Here is a 14,666-nt window from a genome sequence, read left to right on the forward strand (position 1 = left end):
CGGGCGGCTCAGTCGCACCGTCCGCCGCGCCTGCCGCGGGACGAGTACCCGCCGCCCCGGGGGCCCGGATGCGGCAGCTCGTAGTCGTGCTGCCGGGCCAGGTGCAGTACCGCGAGCTCCAGGGCCACCGGATACCGCCATAACGACCTGGCTTCAGGGATCCGGTCCTGCGGCGCGGCGTTCAGGGCCGTGTGTTCCCGGTCCGTACGTCATCGGCGGCCGGCCCGTCCGTGGCCGGCCCCTCCCCGGCGGGGTCGGGCCCGCTGCGGCCCGCGCGCAGGCTGAGGGCGGCGAGGCCCGTTCCTAGTGAGGCGAGCCCACCGACGACGAAGGCGCTTCGGGCGCCCCGGGTCTCGGCGAGGTACCCCACCATGAGGGCGCCGAGCGGTGTGGAGCCCTGGAGAACGAGGGTGTAGAGGGCGAGGACCCGGCCCCGGTAGAGGGGGTCGCTGCCCAGCTGGATGCGGTGGTTGACGGCCTGGGCGAAGTAGACGGAGGCGCCACCGGTGAGGAAGAGCAGGACCAGGGCGGCAGGGTAGGCCGGAGCCCATCCGACCGTCGCCTCCAGCGCCCCGAGGACGAGGGCGGACACGGTCACCAGCCGGGCCGAGGGCCGCGCGGTGCGGGTCGTGGTGAGGAACGCCGCGGTGAGCGACCCCGCGGCGAAGACGGTGGTCAGCAGGCCGAAGGCCGAGGCATCGGTGTGGAACACGGTCCTGGCGAGCAGCGGGAGCGTGAGCTGGAAGTTGAGACCGAACAGGCCGACTCCGGCGATCAGGGCGAACGGGATCGTGAGATCAGGGCGCCCGCGCACGTACCGCAGCCCGTCGGTGACACGCGCACGACCCGCCGCACGCGCTGTGCGGTAGAGCTCGTCGGGGCGGATCCGGCGCAGGGCGACGACCGTGGCGAGGTAGCTGAGCGCGTTGACCAGCATGACCCCGCCGGTCCCGAGAACGGTGAGGAGCAGGCCGGCCGCGGCGGGGCCCGCGACGCGGGCGACGCTGAAGTAGGCGGCGCTCAGCGCCGAGGCGTTGGGCAGCAGGTGGGCGGGCACCAGCTCACCGACGAAGGCCATCCGGGTGGGGACCTCGACGGCGTTGACCAGTCCCAGGCAGAACGCGAAGACCTGGACGTGCGCCGGACCGGCCGCACCGGTGAGGACGAACGCCGCCAGGAGGAGGGCGAGCAGGCCCGACAGGACGTTGGCGGCCAGCAGCAACGCCCGCTTGTCGTACCGGTCGGCCAGCCGTCCGCCGTGGAGCGTGAGGAGCAGCATCGGGGTGAACTGCAGGGCGGTGACAGTGCCGAGGGCCGTCGCCGAGTTGCCGGTCAGTTCCAGAACCAGCCAGTCCTGGGCGACGACCATCATCCAGGTGCCCGCGGCCGAGATCACCTGGCCCGCGGCGAACTGCCGGAAGTTGCGGATCCCGAGTGCGCGAAAGGGGCGGGCCCGGGCGTCGGCGGTCACGGTGCGGCGGGCCGCGCGGTCCGGAGGCACTCGTCGAGGAAGGCCAGGGCCCGTAGGTGGTACGGCCTGGCGGCGTGGCCGAGGCTGATGTTGTGCCCGGCTCCGGGGAGCCGGTCGACGAGGACCCGGGGTGCTGCCGACAACTGTGCGGCGAGGTCGGTGAGGTCGGCGTCGCCCTGGCACCACCAGGCCTCGTGCTCGGCGAAGGTGAAGCGCACCGGCACCCGCACGCGCGGCAGCAGACGGGCGGACAGTCCGCCCCACTCCCGCGCCGATTCGATCTCCTTCCCCGGCATGGGGGCGACGACTGCCGCGACCTCGCGGAAGGTTCCGTCCGGATAGAGCCACAGGGGGCCCCAGTTGAGCCGGCGCAGACCGGTGCGTGGCTCGCGGCCCAGGAGTGCCACGGAGGAGGCCGGCCGGTGTCCGCAGCCGGAGACGTCCAGGCCGAGGAAGGAGTCGGGCGGGGCGTGAGCGGCCAGGGCGAGGGCGAGCTTGCCGCCGAAGGAGTGGCCCAGCAGGAACAGCGGACCGGACACATGGCGGGCCTGAGCGTCGGCGAGCGCGGAGCGGACCGTCGCCACCTGTGCCAGGAGATGCTGCCCGGCAGGCAGGTGCGGGGCCGAGGCGCCGTATCCGGGCCGGTCGAGCGCGAGCACGGCGCAGCCGAGGCGGGCGCCGAGCGTCAGCAGGGAGACGTCCGGATGGGCCTGCCCGTCGAAGTACCCGGCGCTCATTCCGCCACCGTGCAGTGCGACGACGGTCGCGCGTGGCGGGCGCCCGCCGGCGGGTTCGCTCAGCAGGGCGGACAGGGGGGTCCCTGCCGCGTCGAGAGTGATCCTGCGGACCCCCGGTGACAGGCCGCCGGGTGCGGGGGGCTCCTGATGGGGGTGTGCGGTCGTCGTCGGCATCATGCGTCCCCGTTCCTTTCCGGCCGCCTCGGGCGCTCTTCCTCCAGCATCGGGTGCGGCCGGAGGAAACGGGACGAGGCGTCCCGGCGCGGGGCTCCCGCAGAGCTCGGTCCCCGCGCCGCCGAGGAAGGTGCGGACCGCGGTCAGGAAACGGCCCGGGACGGGCCCGCGGCGGGGTTGCGCCGGTGCCGGCGGGTGGGAGGCCGCCCGTTCGGGGCCGGCACGGAGGGCTTCGCCCGCACGGGTGATTTCTCGCGATCCCGGGGGCTACGTCACCACTCCCCGCGCCGCCAGCAGTACGGACACCTGGTCCAGCGGCAGGGCCTGGACACGGTGACCGGCCCGGCCCGTCATCGAGTGTGCGCCGGTGAGCACGTTGAGGACCGCCTCCTCCACCGACTCGACCACGCACCGTAGAAGGGGTCCATCCGGCCCCATGGCACGAAGCGCATCGACTCGTACGGGGCGCTGCCGTCGTCCTCCGGGAACGTGCTGGTCAGCGCACCGGGGTTGGCCGTGGAGAAGGCGAGGAAGATGTCACCGGAGAAGTGGCTGCCGGTGGTGCCGGTGCGAGCGAGGCCCAGGGTCGCCCGCCGTGCCAGCGCCTCGCACTGGCCGGGCAGGAGGGGTGCGTCCGTGGCCACGACCACGATGACCGAACCCGCGCCGGGCGGGACCTGGCGCTCTCCGTCGGGCTCCGGCACGGGTCCGTCGGGCAGTTCACGGCCCACCGGGACGCCGGCCACCACCAGTTCGCGCCGCGCGCCGAAGTTGGCCGGCACGAAGGCGCCCACCGTGTATCGGTCCTCGCCGTACGCCACCACCCGCGAAGCCGTGCCCGAGCCGCCCTTGAAGCCGTAGCAGCGCATTCCCGTACCACCGCCGACGCATCCCTCCTCGACCGGGCCGGAGGTCGCCGCCTCGATGGCTTCGGCTGCGTGGCGGGACGTCACAGCCCTGCCGTGGATGTCGTTGAGGTGGCCGTCCCAGGTCTCGGTGACCACCGGCAACAGCCACTCGGGGGCCATGTCGCGGCGATGGGCGCGCACCCATTCGACGACGCCGCGGTGCACGGGGCCGACCGCATACGTGTTGGTGATGAGCACCGGGACGGCGAGCAATCCGCTCTCCTCGATCCACACGGTGCCGGTCATCTCGCCGTTGCCGTTGAACGAGTGCAGGCCTGCCGCGCAGGGTGCGCCCACGCCGCCCCTGCCACGCGGGAGAAGCGCGGTGACTCCGGTGCGTACGTCATCGCCCTCGCAGAGGGTCACATAGCCGACCTCGACACCGGGAACGTCCGTGATCGCGTTCCAGGAACCCGGCTCGCCGGCCAGGGGTATGCCCCACTCGCGTGCCCTCATGCGGTTGTCGTCCACAGGTTCCTCCCGCGTGCCGTCGTCGCCCGTGCGGGCAGAGAGTACGGAACAGAGGGACGGGGGCGCCCCCGCCCGGCCAGGGCCTTCTCGCGCCGGACGGTCGGTAGCGATCGCGCCGAGGAGCGGGGCCGGCCGACGAGCGGGGCGGCGTCGCCCGTTCGGACCGCGGCCGCTCGCCGTCTCCACGCAGCCGGGCTGAGGCGCGGTCAGCTCTCCTCGGTGAGCTGCTCGTCCAGTTCGTCGAACAGCAGCTCACTGTGGTCGATCTGCCCCGTGCGGTACGCGGAGCGGGCGACCAGGTGTGCGGCCACCGGACCGGTCATCAGCTGGAAGAAGCCGATCAGCGCCAGCGTCGCAAGGTCCATGCCGCTGCGCAGTCGCAACGCGACCCCGGCCAGTACCAGCAGCATGCCGAGCGACTGCGGCTTGGTCGCGGCATGGCTGCGGGAGAGCACGTCCGGCAGCCGCAGCATGCCGATCACTCCGAGCAGGCAGACGGCCGCACCGATGAGCAGCAGGACCGCACCCGCGGTGTCCGCGATCTGGAGCCAGAGGTTCATGGCGCCTCCTTGCCGGTTCGCGGGTCGCCGGCGGGGCGCGGTCGGCCCGGCGGCCGGTCGCGCACCGCGATGAAGCGGGCGATTCCGACCGAACCGGTGAAGCCGAGGAAGGCCAGCACCAGCATGATCGGAAAGTAGAACGGATCCCGCGCGAAGGCGGACTTGGCGCCGAGTCCGGAGATGATCAGGGCCGCGCAGACATCCAGCGAGAGCGCCCGGTCCAGCATCGAGGGCCCGCGCCAGATCCGGAGCAGCAGGCCCGCTCCGGCGACGACGATCAGGACGACGGATGCGGTCAGCAGCACCTGGTCGACGGTCTCCGGCGCACTCATGCGTCCTCCTCCTGGTCTCCCGGCCGCTCGCCGGTGTGCGGTGCGGGCGGGGGCGGTCCGGCGACGCGGTCGATCTCGTCGCGGGTGCCGAAGGCCCGTACGGTCAGTTCCTCCATGCGCCAGACGGAACGCCGGGCCGCGTCCAGTTCGGCGGGCCGGTCCGCGTCGAGGACGTGCACGAAGACGGTGGCGGTGGCGCGGCGCACCTCGACGACCGATCCGCCCGGTACGTTCGACACCGCGACGGCGGTCGCGGTGAGCATGAGGTCGGAGCGGCAGCGCAGAGGCACGGCGATGACAGCGGCCCGGTGCGGGCGGTCCCCGAAGATCTGCCGGGTGACCCGCACGCCGGAGGTGTACATGTCGTAGAGCAGGTACACGGCCAGCCGCAGGATGCCCCACGGGTGCAGCCGCAGCCCCAGATCGACCTTCGGCAGGGGGAACGCCAGACAGACGGCCACCGCGACCACGGCGCCGGTCAGCAGGTTGGCCCAGTTCAGGCTGGACCAGAGCAGCACCCAGATAACGGTGAGCCAGGCGATCAGCGGCAGGTCGAGCACCCGCGGCCGGCGGGCGCCGAACTCGAAGCTGAACGGGGGCAGGTTCTTGTTCCTGCGGGGGAACGTGATCAGGCGTTTCACCGGCCGAGCACCGCCTCGATATAGGGGACGCGCGCGATGAGTTCGGCGGCCGAGCGGTCGGTGTACGAGGTCAGTGGCCCGGCGAACACGGTGAAGGCGAGGCCGAGCGCGACCGTCGCCGCCGTGGCCCACACCATCAGATGCGGCAGCTTGGTGGTGGTCGTGACGGCGTGACCGTGAAGGGTGGCCGCGACCGCGCGTCCAGCCGGCTCGTGGCGGGCACGCACCCCTTCGTCGCCGGTGCCGCGCATCCGGTCGGGGCCCTCGTCACTGTCGTCGTCGCTGTCGTCGTCCGACTCCAGGACCGTGCCGTCCGCGGCCTGGCCCGGGGGTGTGGCCCGCCAGAACGCGAGGTTCCAGACCTTGGCCATCACGTACAGCGTGAGCAGGCTGGTCACCGTCGACCCGATGACGAGGATCCACGCCCATACGCTGCCGTCGGCGACACCGGCACGCGTGAGTCCGAGCTTGCCGATGAATCCGGACAGCGGCGGGATGCCGGCCAGATTCATCGCGGGTACGAAGAAGAGGACGGCCAGCAGCGGGGCGGCCCTGGCGATGCCGCCGAGCCGGGTGAGCTCGGTGGTGCCGCCGCGCCGTTCGATCAGTCCGGCCACCAGGAACAGCGTGGTCTGAACGGTGATGTGGTGGACGACGTAGACGATGGCTCCGCCGTACGCCTGCCTGGTCGCGAGGCCGATACCGAAGACCATGTAGCCGATGTGGCTGATGAGGGTGAAGGAGAGCAGCCGCTTCAGGTCGGTCTGGGCGACGGCGCCCAGGATGCCGACGACCATCGAGGCGAGCGCCGCGGCCATCAGGAGATCGCCGAGCCGGTTGCCGGGGAAGAGCAGGGTCTCGGTGCGCAGCATGCAGTAGACGCCGACCTTGGTGAGCAGTCCGGCGAAGACCGCGGTGACGGGGGCCGGCGCGGTCGGGTAGGAGTCGGGGAGCCATGCGGCGAGGGGGAAGACGGCGGCTTTGATGGCGAAGACGGTCAGCAGCATGGCCTGGATCAGGGTCTGGACGCCCAGCGGGAGTTCGGAGAGGCGGCCGGCCAGCTGGGCGAAGTTGGCGGTGCCGGTGGCCGCGTACGTCATGGCGATGGCGGTGAGGAAGAGCATCGAGGAGAACAGGGAGATGATCACGTAGGTCGAGCCCGCCCGGATCCGGGGGCCGGTGCCGCCCAGCGTGAGCAGGACGAAGCTGGCGACCAGCATCATCTCGAAGCCGACGTACAGGTTGACCAGGTCGCCGGCGAGGAAGGTGCAGGAGACTCCGGCGACCAGGATGAGGTAGGCGGGGTGGAACACCGCGACCGGTGTCTCCTCGTCCCGGTCGGCCATGCCCTGGCCCAGGGAGTAGACGAGGACGCAGAGGGTGACGGCCGAGGAGACGGTCAGCATCAGTCCGGAGAGCCGGTCGGCCACGAGGGTGATGCCGAGCGGCGGTGCGAAGTCGCCGAGGTGCACGCTGAGCGGCCCGTTCATGTCGGCGGCGATCATCAGGGCCACCGACAGTCCCAGTACGGCGGTGAGCACGGCGACGCTGATGATGCGCTGGAAGCGTTTGAGCCGGGTGCCGAAGGCGAGACTCAGGCCGGTGGCACAGAGCGGCAACAGCACCGGCAGGGGGACGAGTGCGTTCACCCGGTGTCTCCTCGGTTCGCGTCGTCGGGGGTGCCGGGAGTCCCGGGCCCCTCGGTGGGCCGCTGCGCCGCGTAGTCCTCCGGGTCCGCGCCCAGGACGTCGTGCCACAGGTCCCCGGTCGCGTCACGTCCGCGGGCCTGGAGGGCGCGGTCGGCGCGCAGCCTGGCGCGCAGGCGACGGCGCTCCTCGCGGTAGCGGCGGCGTTCCTCGGCCGAGCGGTCGGACTCGGCCCGGTACTGCTCGCGCAGTTCGTCGCGCTCCCCCAGCACCTCGGCGCGCAGCGCGATGCGGCGGTCCTCGTCGTCGTCGTGCACCTCGTCCGTGCCGGTCAACTGGTGGCCGCGGTAGGCCATGGCGAGGAGGAACGCGGTGGTGGCCAGGGTGATGACGAGCGCGGTGAGAGCGATGGCCTGGGGAAGCGGGTCGGTGACGCGGTCCAGTTCGACGCCGTAGAGCAGGGGTGCGAGGCCTGCCGATCCGGTGGCGGCCAGGACGAGCAGGTTGATGCCGTTGCCCGCGATCACCGCGCCGAGCAGGATTCGGGTGAGGGGCCGGGTGAGCATGAGGATTCCGCCCACCGCGCACAGGACCGCGGCGGTGGCGAGGAGCGAGGCGCTGACGGTCACGGGGCGGAACCCCCCGTCTCGGGAGCCGGCCCGGAGCCCGGGCCGACTGCCGCCTGTTCGGCGGCTGCCCGCTCGATCTGCCGGTCGATCTTGGCGCCGAGGGCCCGCACGATGTCCAGCACCACTCCCAGGACCAGCAGATAGACCCCGCAGTCGAAGATGACCGGAGTGCCGAATTCGTAGTCGCCGATCAGCGGCAGGTGTCCGTGGTGGGTCCAGGCGTGCAGGACGGTGCCGTCGGCGAGGCCGACCAGCGCCACTCCGGTGGACAGGAACAGGCCGAGGCCGGTGAAGAGCCCGGGCTGCAGGGGCGCGGCCTCGGCGAGTTCGAAGCGGCCGCCCGCCAGGTACCGGGTGATCAGGGCGACTCCGGCGACCAGTCCGGCCACGAATCCACCACCCGGCATGTTCTCGGCGCAGAACAGCAGGTACACCGAGAGCACCAGGATCGGGTGGAACAGCAGCCGGGCCACGACCTCGAAGACGACGGAACGGTGCTCGGGCGCGAGTGTGGAGCCCGCCGCCAGCCAGCTGCGCTCGGGCGCCCCTTCGTCCCCCCTCGGAATGCCCGTCAGCGGGGGGGTGGCGACCGACCAGGCAGTGTGCTGCCGTGACTCCAGTGGTGCGGGGTCTCCCTCGGCGCGGCGGTGCAGGTAGATCAGGCTCGTCACGCCGATCGCCGCGGCGGCCAGGACGGCTGACTCCCCCATCGTGTCCCAGGCCCGCAGGTCCACCAGGATCGTGGCCACCACGTCCTTGAGGCCGTGGTGCGCGGTCTCCTCGACCATGGCGGCGCCCGCCGGCGCCGCGGTGCGGGCGGCCGCCGCGACCCACACCACCACGCTCAGGGTGGCCGCGGCGGCCAGCGCCACCGGGATGCGGACGGCCCGCCGCCAGGTGCTCACCGATTCCTGGAAGTGCACCGGCATCCGCCGCAGCACCAGCACGAAGACGATCATCGACACGGTCTCCACGCAGAACTGGGTGAGCGCCAGGTCCGGCGCGCCCTGGACGACGAAGAGCAGCGCGGTCCCGTATCCGGTCAGCCCGGCCAGCACGACGGCCTTCATGCGCCGCCTGACGGTGAGGCAGAACAGCGCCGCCGCGCAGGTCAGTACCGCGACGGCGCCCTGCAGGGGTACGTCCCAGAGCCGCGGCGGCGCGGCGCCGTGCCAGGGCCGGTCGACGCCGAGGACGGTGAGCTGGCCGGCGAGCATCACGAGCAGGGTGGTGGCGAGGTAGACCGACAGGGAGCCGCGCTGGACGAACCCGGTGATCTGGAGGGAGAGCCGTTCGAGGCCCAGCAGGAGATGGCCGAAGACGCTGTCCGCGGTCGGCCAGGCGATCCGCCGCGAGAGCCGGACGACCGGGCCGCGCACGGCGAAGAGCACCGCACCGCCCGCCGTGGCGACGGCCGACAGCAGCAGGGCGGTGCCCCAGCCGTGCCAGAGCGCGAGGTGGTACGGGTGGGCGGGGGCGGGGAAGGCGTCCGCGTAGGCGCTCAGCAGCCGGTCGGTCCAGCCGACGCCGGGGCCCAGCACCAGTCCGCAGGCCGAGAGCAGGGCGGGCGGGGCGAGGAAGGACCAGCCGACTCGGTGGACCGGGGTGTCGGCGACGCCGGGTTTGCGCCAGAAGGCGCCCCAGACGAACCGGACGGTGTACGCGATGGTCAGCATCGATCCCGCCACCGTGATGCCCAACGCCCAGCGGTCCGCGGTGTCGCCGTGCAGCAGCGCGTCGAAGGCTGCCTCTTTCGCGGCGAAGCCGAGCAGCGGCGGCAGAGCGGCCATGGAGGCGGCGGCAGCCACGGCGACGGCACAGACGTGCGGCAGCGACCGTCCGACGCCGGAGAGCCTGCGCAGGTCCCGGGTGCCGGCTGCGTGGTCGACGATGCCGGTGACGAGGAAGAGCGGTGCCTTGAAGAGGGCGTGGGCGAGGATCATGACGGCGGCGGCCAGCGCCGCGTCACGGTTGCCGACACCGGCGAGCAGGGTGAGGAAGCCGAGCTGGCTGACGGTGCCGTAGGCGAGGACGAGTTTCAGGTCGTGGAGCCGGAGGGCTCGCCAGCCGCCGAGCAGCATCGTCGCGGCACCGAGGATCATCACGACGGGCCGCCAGACGGGTACGTCGGCGAAGCCCGGAGCGAGCCGGGCGACCAGGTACACACCGGCCTTGACCATGGCTGCGGCGTGCAGGTACGCGCTGACGGGGGTCGGCGCCGCCATGGCGTTCGGGAGCCACAGACTGAACGGCCAGATCGCCGACTTCGACAGGGCCCCGGACAGGATCAGCACCACCGCCACGGAGACGGCGAGACTCGTGGGGGGCGGGTCGGCGAGGATCGTGGAGATGCGGTAGGTGCCCGAAACCTGCCCGATGATCAGGAAGCCCACGAGCATGGCGAGTCCGCCGAGCGTGGTGACGGTGAGCGCCTGCAGGGCGGAGCGACGGCTGTGCCGCTGCTCGCTGTCGAATCCGATCAGCAGGTAGGAGAAGACCGTGGTCAGCTCCCAGAACACGTAGAGGGTGATCAGGTCGTCGCTGAGGACGAGGGCGAGCATGGCCCCGGCGAAGGCGAGCAGGTTCCCGGCGAATCCAGCCAGTTGCGGAGTGTCGCCGGTGAAGTAGGAGGCGCAGTAGAGCAGGACGAGCGTGCCGACGCCCGCCGCGAGCAGCACCATGAGTTCGGCGAGTGCGTCCAGACGCAGGGCGACGGAGACGTCGTACGCGGGGATCCAGGTCCACGACCAGGTGACCGAGGCACCGGAGGCCGCCGTGTCCCACTGGGCGAACGCCCAGCATGTAGTGGCGGCCGGGGGCAGCGCGAGGACCACGAAGGCGCGTGCGCCCAGCCGCCGCACCAGCGGGCGGGCGCACGCGGCGAGGAGGAAGTGGCAGATGACGAGCGCGGTCATGCGGCTGGTGCGGCGGGAGAGACGACAGAACAGACAATGGGCACTAAGTACAGATATATCGCCGCCTCTGCTTCACCCGTACGGCGCGCCGGACGGACGGTGACGGGCCGCCCTCCCGTCCGCCGCGAAAGCCCCCGGACCAACGTGTCGGTCCGGGGGCTGCCGACGTAACGTCACTTTCCAGACAGCTCCGCGCGTTGATGGTGATTCTGTGGGTGATCGGTGTTGCACACGTGAGCCCGCTTCCTCTCCATTTTTGCAGTGTGACTAATATCTATCTGTCGAAGTTTCCAACGGATTTGACCAGTCGCGAGGCTGGCATCATCGTCAAGGAGCATGCCCTGCGCACGCGCGCGTCAAGGCGGAGCGACTCGACCACAATGTCGCTGCGGACGGCCCTGCTCGTACTGGCCATCGTCCCCGGTGTCGCACTGGCCGCCCTCTGGGCCGTCACCAGTGGTCAGACTCTGCTCGACTTCCAGAGACAGGCAGCCCAGGGGCAGTTGGCCCAGAAGGCCGGCCAGCCGTCCAACATCGTGTACTACAACCTGCAGGAGGAGCGGCGGCTGAGTGCCGAAGCTCTGGCCCGCCACGGAGGTGTCACCGACGCGCTGCGCAAGCAGCGCAAGCTCACCGACGAAGCGATCACCGGCTTCCAGACCCTCTCCGACATCGCCACCGACGATGCCCCCGCCGAGGTCCGGGACGCGGTCGCCCAGGCCCGTACGGCCATCACCCAACTCCCGGCCCAGCGAACCCTCGTCGATGAGGGTGACAACGACCAGCAGAAGGTCGTGTACCGCTACTACACGGACCTGATCGCCGTCGATCTGAAACTCTTCACGGCTCTCAGCCATGTGGACAACGGCGAGATCACCACGCTCTCGCAACCGCTGGTCGACCTGTTCTGGGCCAAGGAGATGATCTCGCGCTCGGACGCCCTGCTGGCCCGTGGCTGGGTCAAGGGCAAGTTGAGCACGGAAGACCTCCAGCAGATCCGGCAGGCCGTCGCCGGCCAGTCCTTCCAGTACGCCACCAAGGTCGCTCCGTACCTTCCGGCGGACGAGAAGGCCATGTGGGAGGAGATCGAGGCCAGTTCGGCCTGGAAGACCAAGACCCAGGTGGAGAACGAGGTACTGCGGCCCGCCGCACCGGACAGCGCCGGCTTCGTCCGCCTCGGCGTCGAGGAGCAGACCTGGCGCGGCGCGATGGACGAGGTCACGCCCCAGCTCGTGAACCTGATGGAGCACCGCACCGACCTGGTCGTCGCGAACGGCAAGGACAGTGTCATCTCCCTGCTGATCAGGGTCGTTCTCACCTCGGTCGTCGGTCTCCTCGCCGTCGTCGCGGTCATCTGGATCACCTGGCGCCTCACCCGCAACCTGCGTCGCCGGATCGGCCGGCTCCAGGAGCGGGCCGAGGAGCTGGAGAAGTCGCTGCCCGACGTCGTCGAGCGGCTCGGCCGCGGCGAACGGATCGATGTCGAGGCCGAGGCCCGTGCCATCGGACACGACCGCAAGGAGGGCGGCAAGGCCGACGAGCTGACCCAGCTCGGCGACGCGCTCGACCTTGCCCGTACCAGTGCCCTCCAGGCGGCCGTCAAGCAGGCCGACCAGCACCGCGGCTTCGAAAGGCTGTTGCAGCGCATCGCGCGCCGCACCCAGCAGTTGATCGGCCAGCAGCTGAAGAAGCTGGACGAGCTGGAGCGCAAGCACGAGGACCCCGAGGTGCTGGACGGCCTCTTCGACCTCGACCACCTCACCGCCCGGCTCCGGCGCTACGAGGAGAACCTCGTGATCCTCGCCGGCGGCTCCCCGCACCGGCGCTGGCGCAAGCCCGTACCGCTGCTGGACGTCATGCGCTCCGCCCAGGGCGAGGTCCAGGACTACCGGCGCGTGGTGCTGGACCTGGACGGCGCCCCATGGCTCTCGGAGCGGGCCGTCGGCCCGGTCTCCCATGTGCTGGCGGAGCTGATCGAGAACGCCCTCACCTTCTCCAAGCCGCCCAGCCCCGTCGAGGTCAGGGCGGCCCGGGTCAGCCGGGGTCTGGCCATCGAGGTCGAGGACCGCGGACTCGGCATGGAGGAGGAACAACTCGCCGAGGCCAACGAGCTGATGAGCAGGCCGCCCCGGATGGACGTACTGGCGCACGCCGACGACATCCGGCTCGGTCTGTACGTGATCGCACGCCTCGCCGACCAGCACGGTCTGCGCGTGGAGTTCCGTCATTCGGCCTTCGGCGGTACCCGGGTCGTCGTGCTCGTCCCCGACGCGCTCACCGTCCCCGGTCCGCACTCCGGCCCGGTGGCCGTGCCGTCCCCCGAGGACACGGGCGCCGCACCGGCCCCGGAGCCCGCGCCGACCCCCGACGCCGACGCGCTGCCCAGCCGGGGCCGCGGTCAGGCGCTCGCCGGAGTCACGGCACTGCACGCCTCGGGCGCCCCGTTCGACACCACGGGTACGCAGGCGGGCGGCGCCCCGTTCGACACCACAGGTGCGCACACCCCCAGCGCCCCGTTCGAGACCACCGGTGCGCCCTACACGGTGGCGGACGAGCTCTTCCCCGACCGGGAGGAGCAGCCGCAGCCGGCCCCCGCCGACGACCCGTTCGGTGCCCTGGGGACTCCGTACACCCCGTACGCCGACAGCACTCCGGGGAGTACGTACGGCCACACCCCGCCCACGTCTCCGTACGGCGGCACGGACCAGAACGTGTACGGCAACCGGGGCGGCTCCGCGTACGGCGGCGCCCCTCAGGTCCCGTACGCCGATGCCGAGCAGCCGTACATGAAGGCCGAGGGCCAGTACCCGGTGCCGCACCAGCCCTACCAGACGCCCGGGGAGCCGCACATGACTCCGCATCAGCCGTACTCGGGACCGTACGCGGCGGGCGTCCCGGACCGCACCGGCTTCCCTGTCCCGGTCCCCGGGCCCCGGCGGCCAGAACCGCCGGCGGGGCGCCCCGGACAGCTGCCGGTGGCCGAACCCGACCATCCGGCTCCTCCGGCGGCAGGCACGACCGGCCGGGAGAGCGGGCCGGGGCGGCCCGCACTGCCGGCAGGCCCCGCTGCGGAACCCCCGTTGCCGCGCCGGGTACGACAGGCCAGCCTCGCGGACGAACTACGGATCACGCCGGCCGCCGGGCCTGCCGCAACCCAGTCGCCGAACCGGTCGGCGAACCCGCAGCCCCGCCCGGCCCCGCGCCGCGCCGGTGCCGCCATCGGAGCCTTCCAGCGTCGGTCCCGCGCCGCCCGCGCGAGCGACGAGCCGCCGACGCAGCCCGGCCCTCCCGCACCCCTCACCACGAGAGAAGAACGGTCATGACACGCACAACCGCCACTCACCAGGACCTGGACTGGCTGCTCGACGGTCTGGTGGACTCGGTGGCCGAGACCCTGAACGCAGTGCTGCTCTCCGACGACGGCCTGGTGGTGAGCCATTCGCGCACCGTCGAGCGGGCCGACGCCGAGCGGCTGGCGGCCATCTGCACCGGCCAGCAGAGCCTGGCCCGCGGCGTCGGCCAGCTCTTCAACGGCGGCGACGTGCACCAGGTGATCGTCGAGCTGTCGGATCTGTGGCTCTTCATCATCTCGGCCGCCCAGGGCACGCACCTGGCCGTGGTCGCCTCCCAGGAGGTGGACGCGGAGATCATGTCGCTCGCCATGCACAACCTCGTCCAGCAGGTCGGCCAGAAGCTCAGCACGCCCGTGCGGGGCGACTTCAACGCCTTCGGCGGCGGGGACGGGCCGCGCGCGTGACCCCGCACTGGGAGGACGAGGATGCCGATGAGGGCTGGGCGGACGGGGAGGACGGCGCGGGCACCATGGTGCGCCCGTACACCATCACCCGTGGCCGGACCGCTCCCGAGCGGGACGACTTCACCCTCATCACCGTGCTGACGACCGCGCACGACCCGCGGGACGGGCACGGCGCGGCGATCCATCCGGGCAGGCTCCAGCCGGAGCACCGGATGATCCTGGACCGCTGCCGGCGCCCCGCCGCCGTCGCCGAGGTCTCCGCGGACCTCAACCTCCCGGTCTCGGTGACCAAGATCCTGCTGGCGGACCTCGTCGCCCAAGGCCTGCTGCTCGCCCGTGCGCCCCTTTCGGTGGCCCGGGCGGCCGGCGGCGCCGACATGGGGATGCTGGCCGCCCTTCGCGACGGACTCGGGAGACTCTGAGCC

The 14,666-nt window shown here is 72.0% G+C and carries 11 protein-coding genes and 1 pseudogene; 3 read left to right on the forward strand and 9 right to left on the reverse strand.

Annotated elements, in window-relative coordinates:
* Positions 1-181 precede the first annotated feature (181 nt).
* From OG538_RS07700 to OG538_RS07740, 9 genes and pseudogenes are all read right to left on the reverse strand, one after another.
* Complete coding sequence (locus OG538_RS07700; RefSeq protein ID WP_406091422.1) at positions 182-1,501, reverse strand: MFS transporter; 1,320 nt, start codon at positions 1,499-1,501, stop codon at positions 182-184.
* Entirely contained in the window at positions 1,468-2,385 is a 918-nt protein-coding gene (locus OG538_RS07705; protein ID WP_406091424.1) for an alpha/beta hydrolase, read from the reverse strand. The genes OG538_RS07700 and OG538_RS07705 overlap by 34 nt, the downstream gene beginning before the upstream one ends.
* 264 nt (positions 2,386-2,649) lie before the next feature.
* Positions 2,650-3,746, reverse strand: a pseudogene (locus OG538_RS07710) (P1 family peptidase).
* A gap of 221 nt (positions 3,747-3,967) precedes the next feature.
* Entirely contained in the window at positions 3,968-4,321 is a 354-nt protein-coding gene (gene mnhG / locus OG538_RS07715) for a monovalent cation/H(+) antiporter subunit G (RefSeq protein ID WP_406091426.1), read from the reverse strand.
* Positions 4,318-4,653 (reverse strand): monovalent cation/H+ antiporter complex subunit F, encoded by a 336-nt coding sequence (locus tag OG538_RS07720; RefSeq protein WP_406091428.1) that lies wholly within the window; start codon positions 4,651-4,653, stop codon positions 4,318-4,320. Before OG538_RS07720 ends, mnhG begins: the two co-directional genes overlap by 4 nt.
* Positions 4,650-5,294, reverse strand: a complete 645-nt coding sequence (locus OG538_RS07725; RefSeq protein WP_406091430.1) for a Na+/H+ antiporter subunit E — start codon at positions 5,292-5,294, stop codon at positions 4,650-4,652. Before OG538_RS07725 ends, OG538_RS07720 begins: the two co-directional genes overlap by 4 nt.
* Positions 5,291-6,943, reverse strand: a complete 1,653-nt coding sequence (locus tag OG538_RS07730) for a Na+/H+ antiporter subunit D (RefSeq protein WP_406091432.1) — start codon at positions 6,941-6,943, stop codon at positions 5,291-5,293. The genes OG538_RS07725 and OG538_RS07730 overlap by 4 nt, the downstream gene beginning before the upstream one ends.
* Positions 6,940-7,569 (reverse strand): Na(+)/H(+) antiporter subunit C, encoded by a 630-nt coding sequence (locus OG538_RS07735; protein ID WP_406091434.1) that lies wholly within the window; start codon positions 7,567-7,569, stop codon positions 6,940-6,942. The genes OG538_RS07730 and OG538_RS07735 overlap by 4 nt, the downstream gene beginning before the upstream one ends.
* Entirely contained in the window at positions 7,566-10,484 is a 2,919-nt protein-coding gene (locus OG538_RS07740) for a Na+/H+ antiporter subunit A (RefSeq protein WP_406091436.1), read from the reverse strand. The genes OG538_RS07735 and OG538_RS07740 overlap by 4 nt, the downstream gene beginning before the upstream one ends.
* 380 nt (positions 10,485-10,864) lie before the next feature.
* On the opposite strand from OG538_RS07740, the gene OG538_RS07745 reads away from it, so the two are divergent.
* The 3 genes from OG538_RS07745 to OG538_RS07755 are packed head-to-tail and all read left to right on the forward strand — an operon-like array spanning position 10,865 to position 14,663.
* Complete coding sequence (locus OG538_RS07745) at positions 10,865-13,807, forward strand: nitrate- and nitrite sensing domain-containing protein (protein ID WP_406091438.1); 2,943 nt, start codon at positions 10,865-10,867, stop codon at positions 13,805-13,807.
* The gene (locus tag OG538_RS07750) at positions 13,804-14,241 is read left to right on the forward strand and encodes a roadblock/LC7 domain-containing protein (protein ID WP_406091440.1); all 438 of its coding nucleotides are present in this window, start codon (positions 13,804-13,806) and stop codon (positions 14,239-14,241) included. The genes OG538_RS07745 and OG538_RS07750 overlap by 4 nt, the downstream gene beginning before the upstream one ends.
* Positions 14,238-14,663, forward strand: a complete 426-nt coding sequence (locus OG538_RS07755) for a DUF742 domain-containing protein (RefSeq protein ID WP_406091442.1) — start codon at positions 14,238-14,240, stop codon at positions 14,661-14,663. Before OG538_RS07750 ends, OG538_RS07755 begins: the two co-directional genes overlap by 4 nt.
* Positions 14,664-14,666 lie beyond the last annotated feature (3 nt).

This window comes from Streptomyces sp. NBC_01013 (assembly GCF_045162765.1).
In the GTDB taxonomy this organism is placed as follows: Bacteria; Actinomycetota; Actinomycetes; order Streptomycetales; family Streptomycetaceae; genus Streptomyces.

Bases quoted from the DNA above. Each gene is read 5' to 3' on its own strand.
- OG538_RS07705 (WP_406091424.1), bottom strand. From the start codon at position 2,385: ATGATGCCGACGACGACCGCACACCCCCATCAGGAGCCCCCCGCACCC.
- mnhG (WP_406091426.1), bottom strand. From the start codon at position 4,321: ATGAACCTCTGGCTCCAGATCGCGGACACCGCGGGTGCGGTCCTGCTG.
- OG538_RS07720 (WP_406091428.1), bottom strand. From the start codon at position 4,653: ATGAGTGCGCCGGAGACCGTCGACCAGGTGCTGCTGACCGCATCCGTC.
- OG538_RS07740 (WP_406091436.1), bottom strand. From the start codon at position 10,484: ATGACCGCGCTCGTCATCTGCCACTTCCTCCTCGCCGCGTGCGCCCGC.
- OG538_RS07745 (WP_406091438.1), top strand. From the start codon at position 10,865: ATGTCGCTGCGGACGGCCCTGCTCGTACTGGCCATCGTCCCCGGTGTC.
- OG538_RS07750 (WP_406091440.1), top strand. From the start codon at position 13,804: ATGACACGCACAACCGCCACTCACCAGGACCTGGACTGGCTGCTCGAC.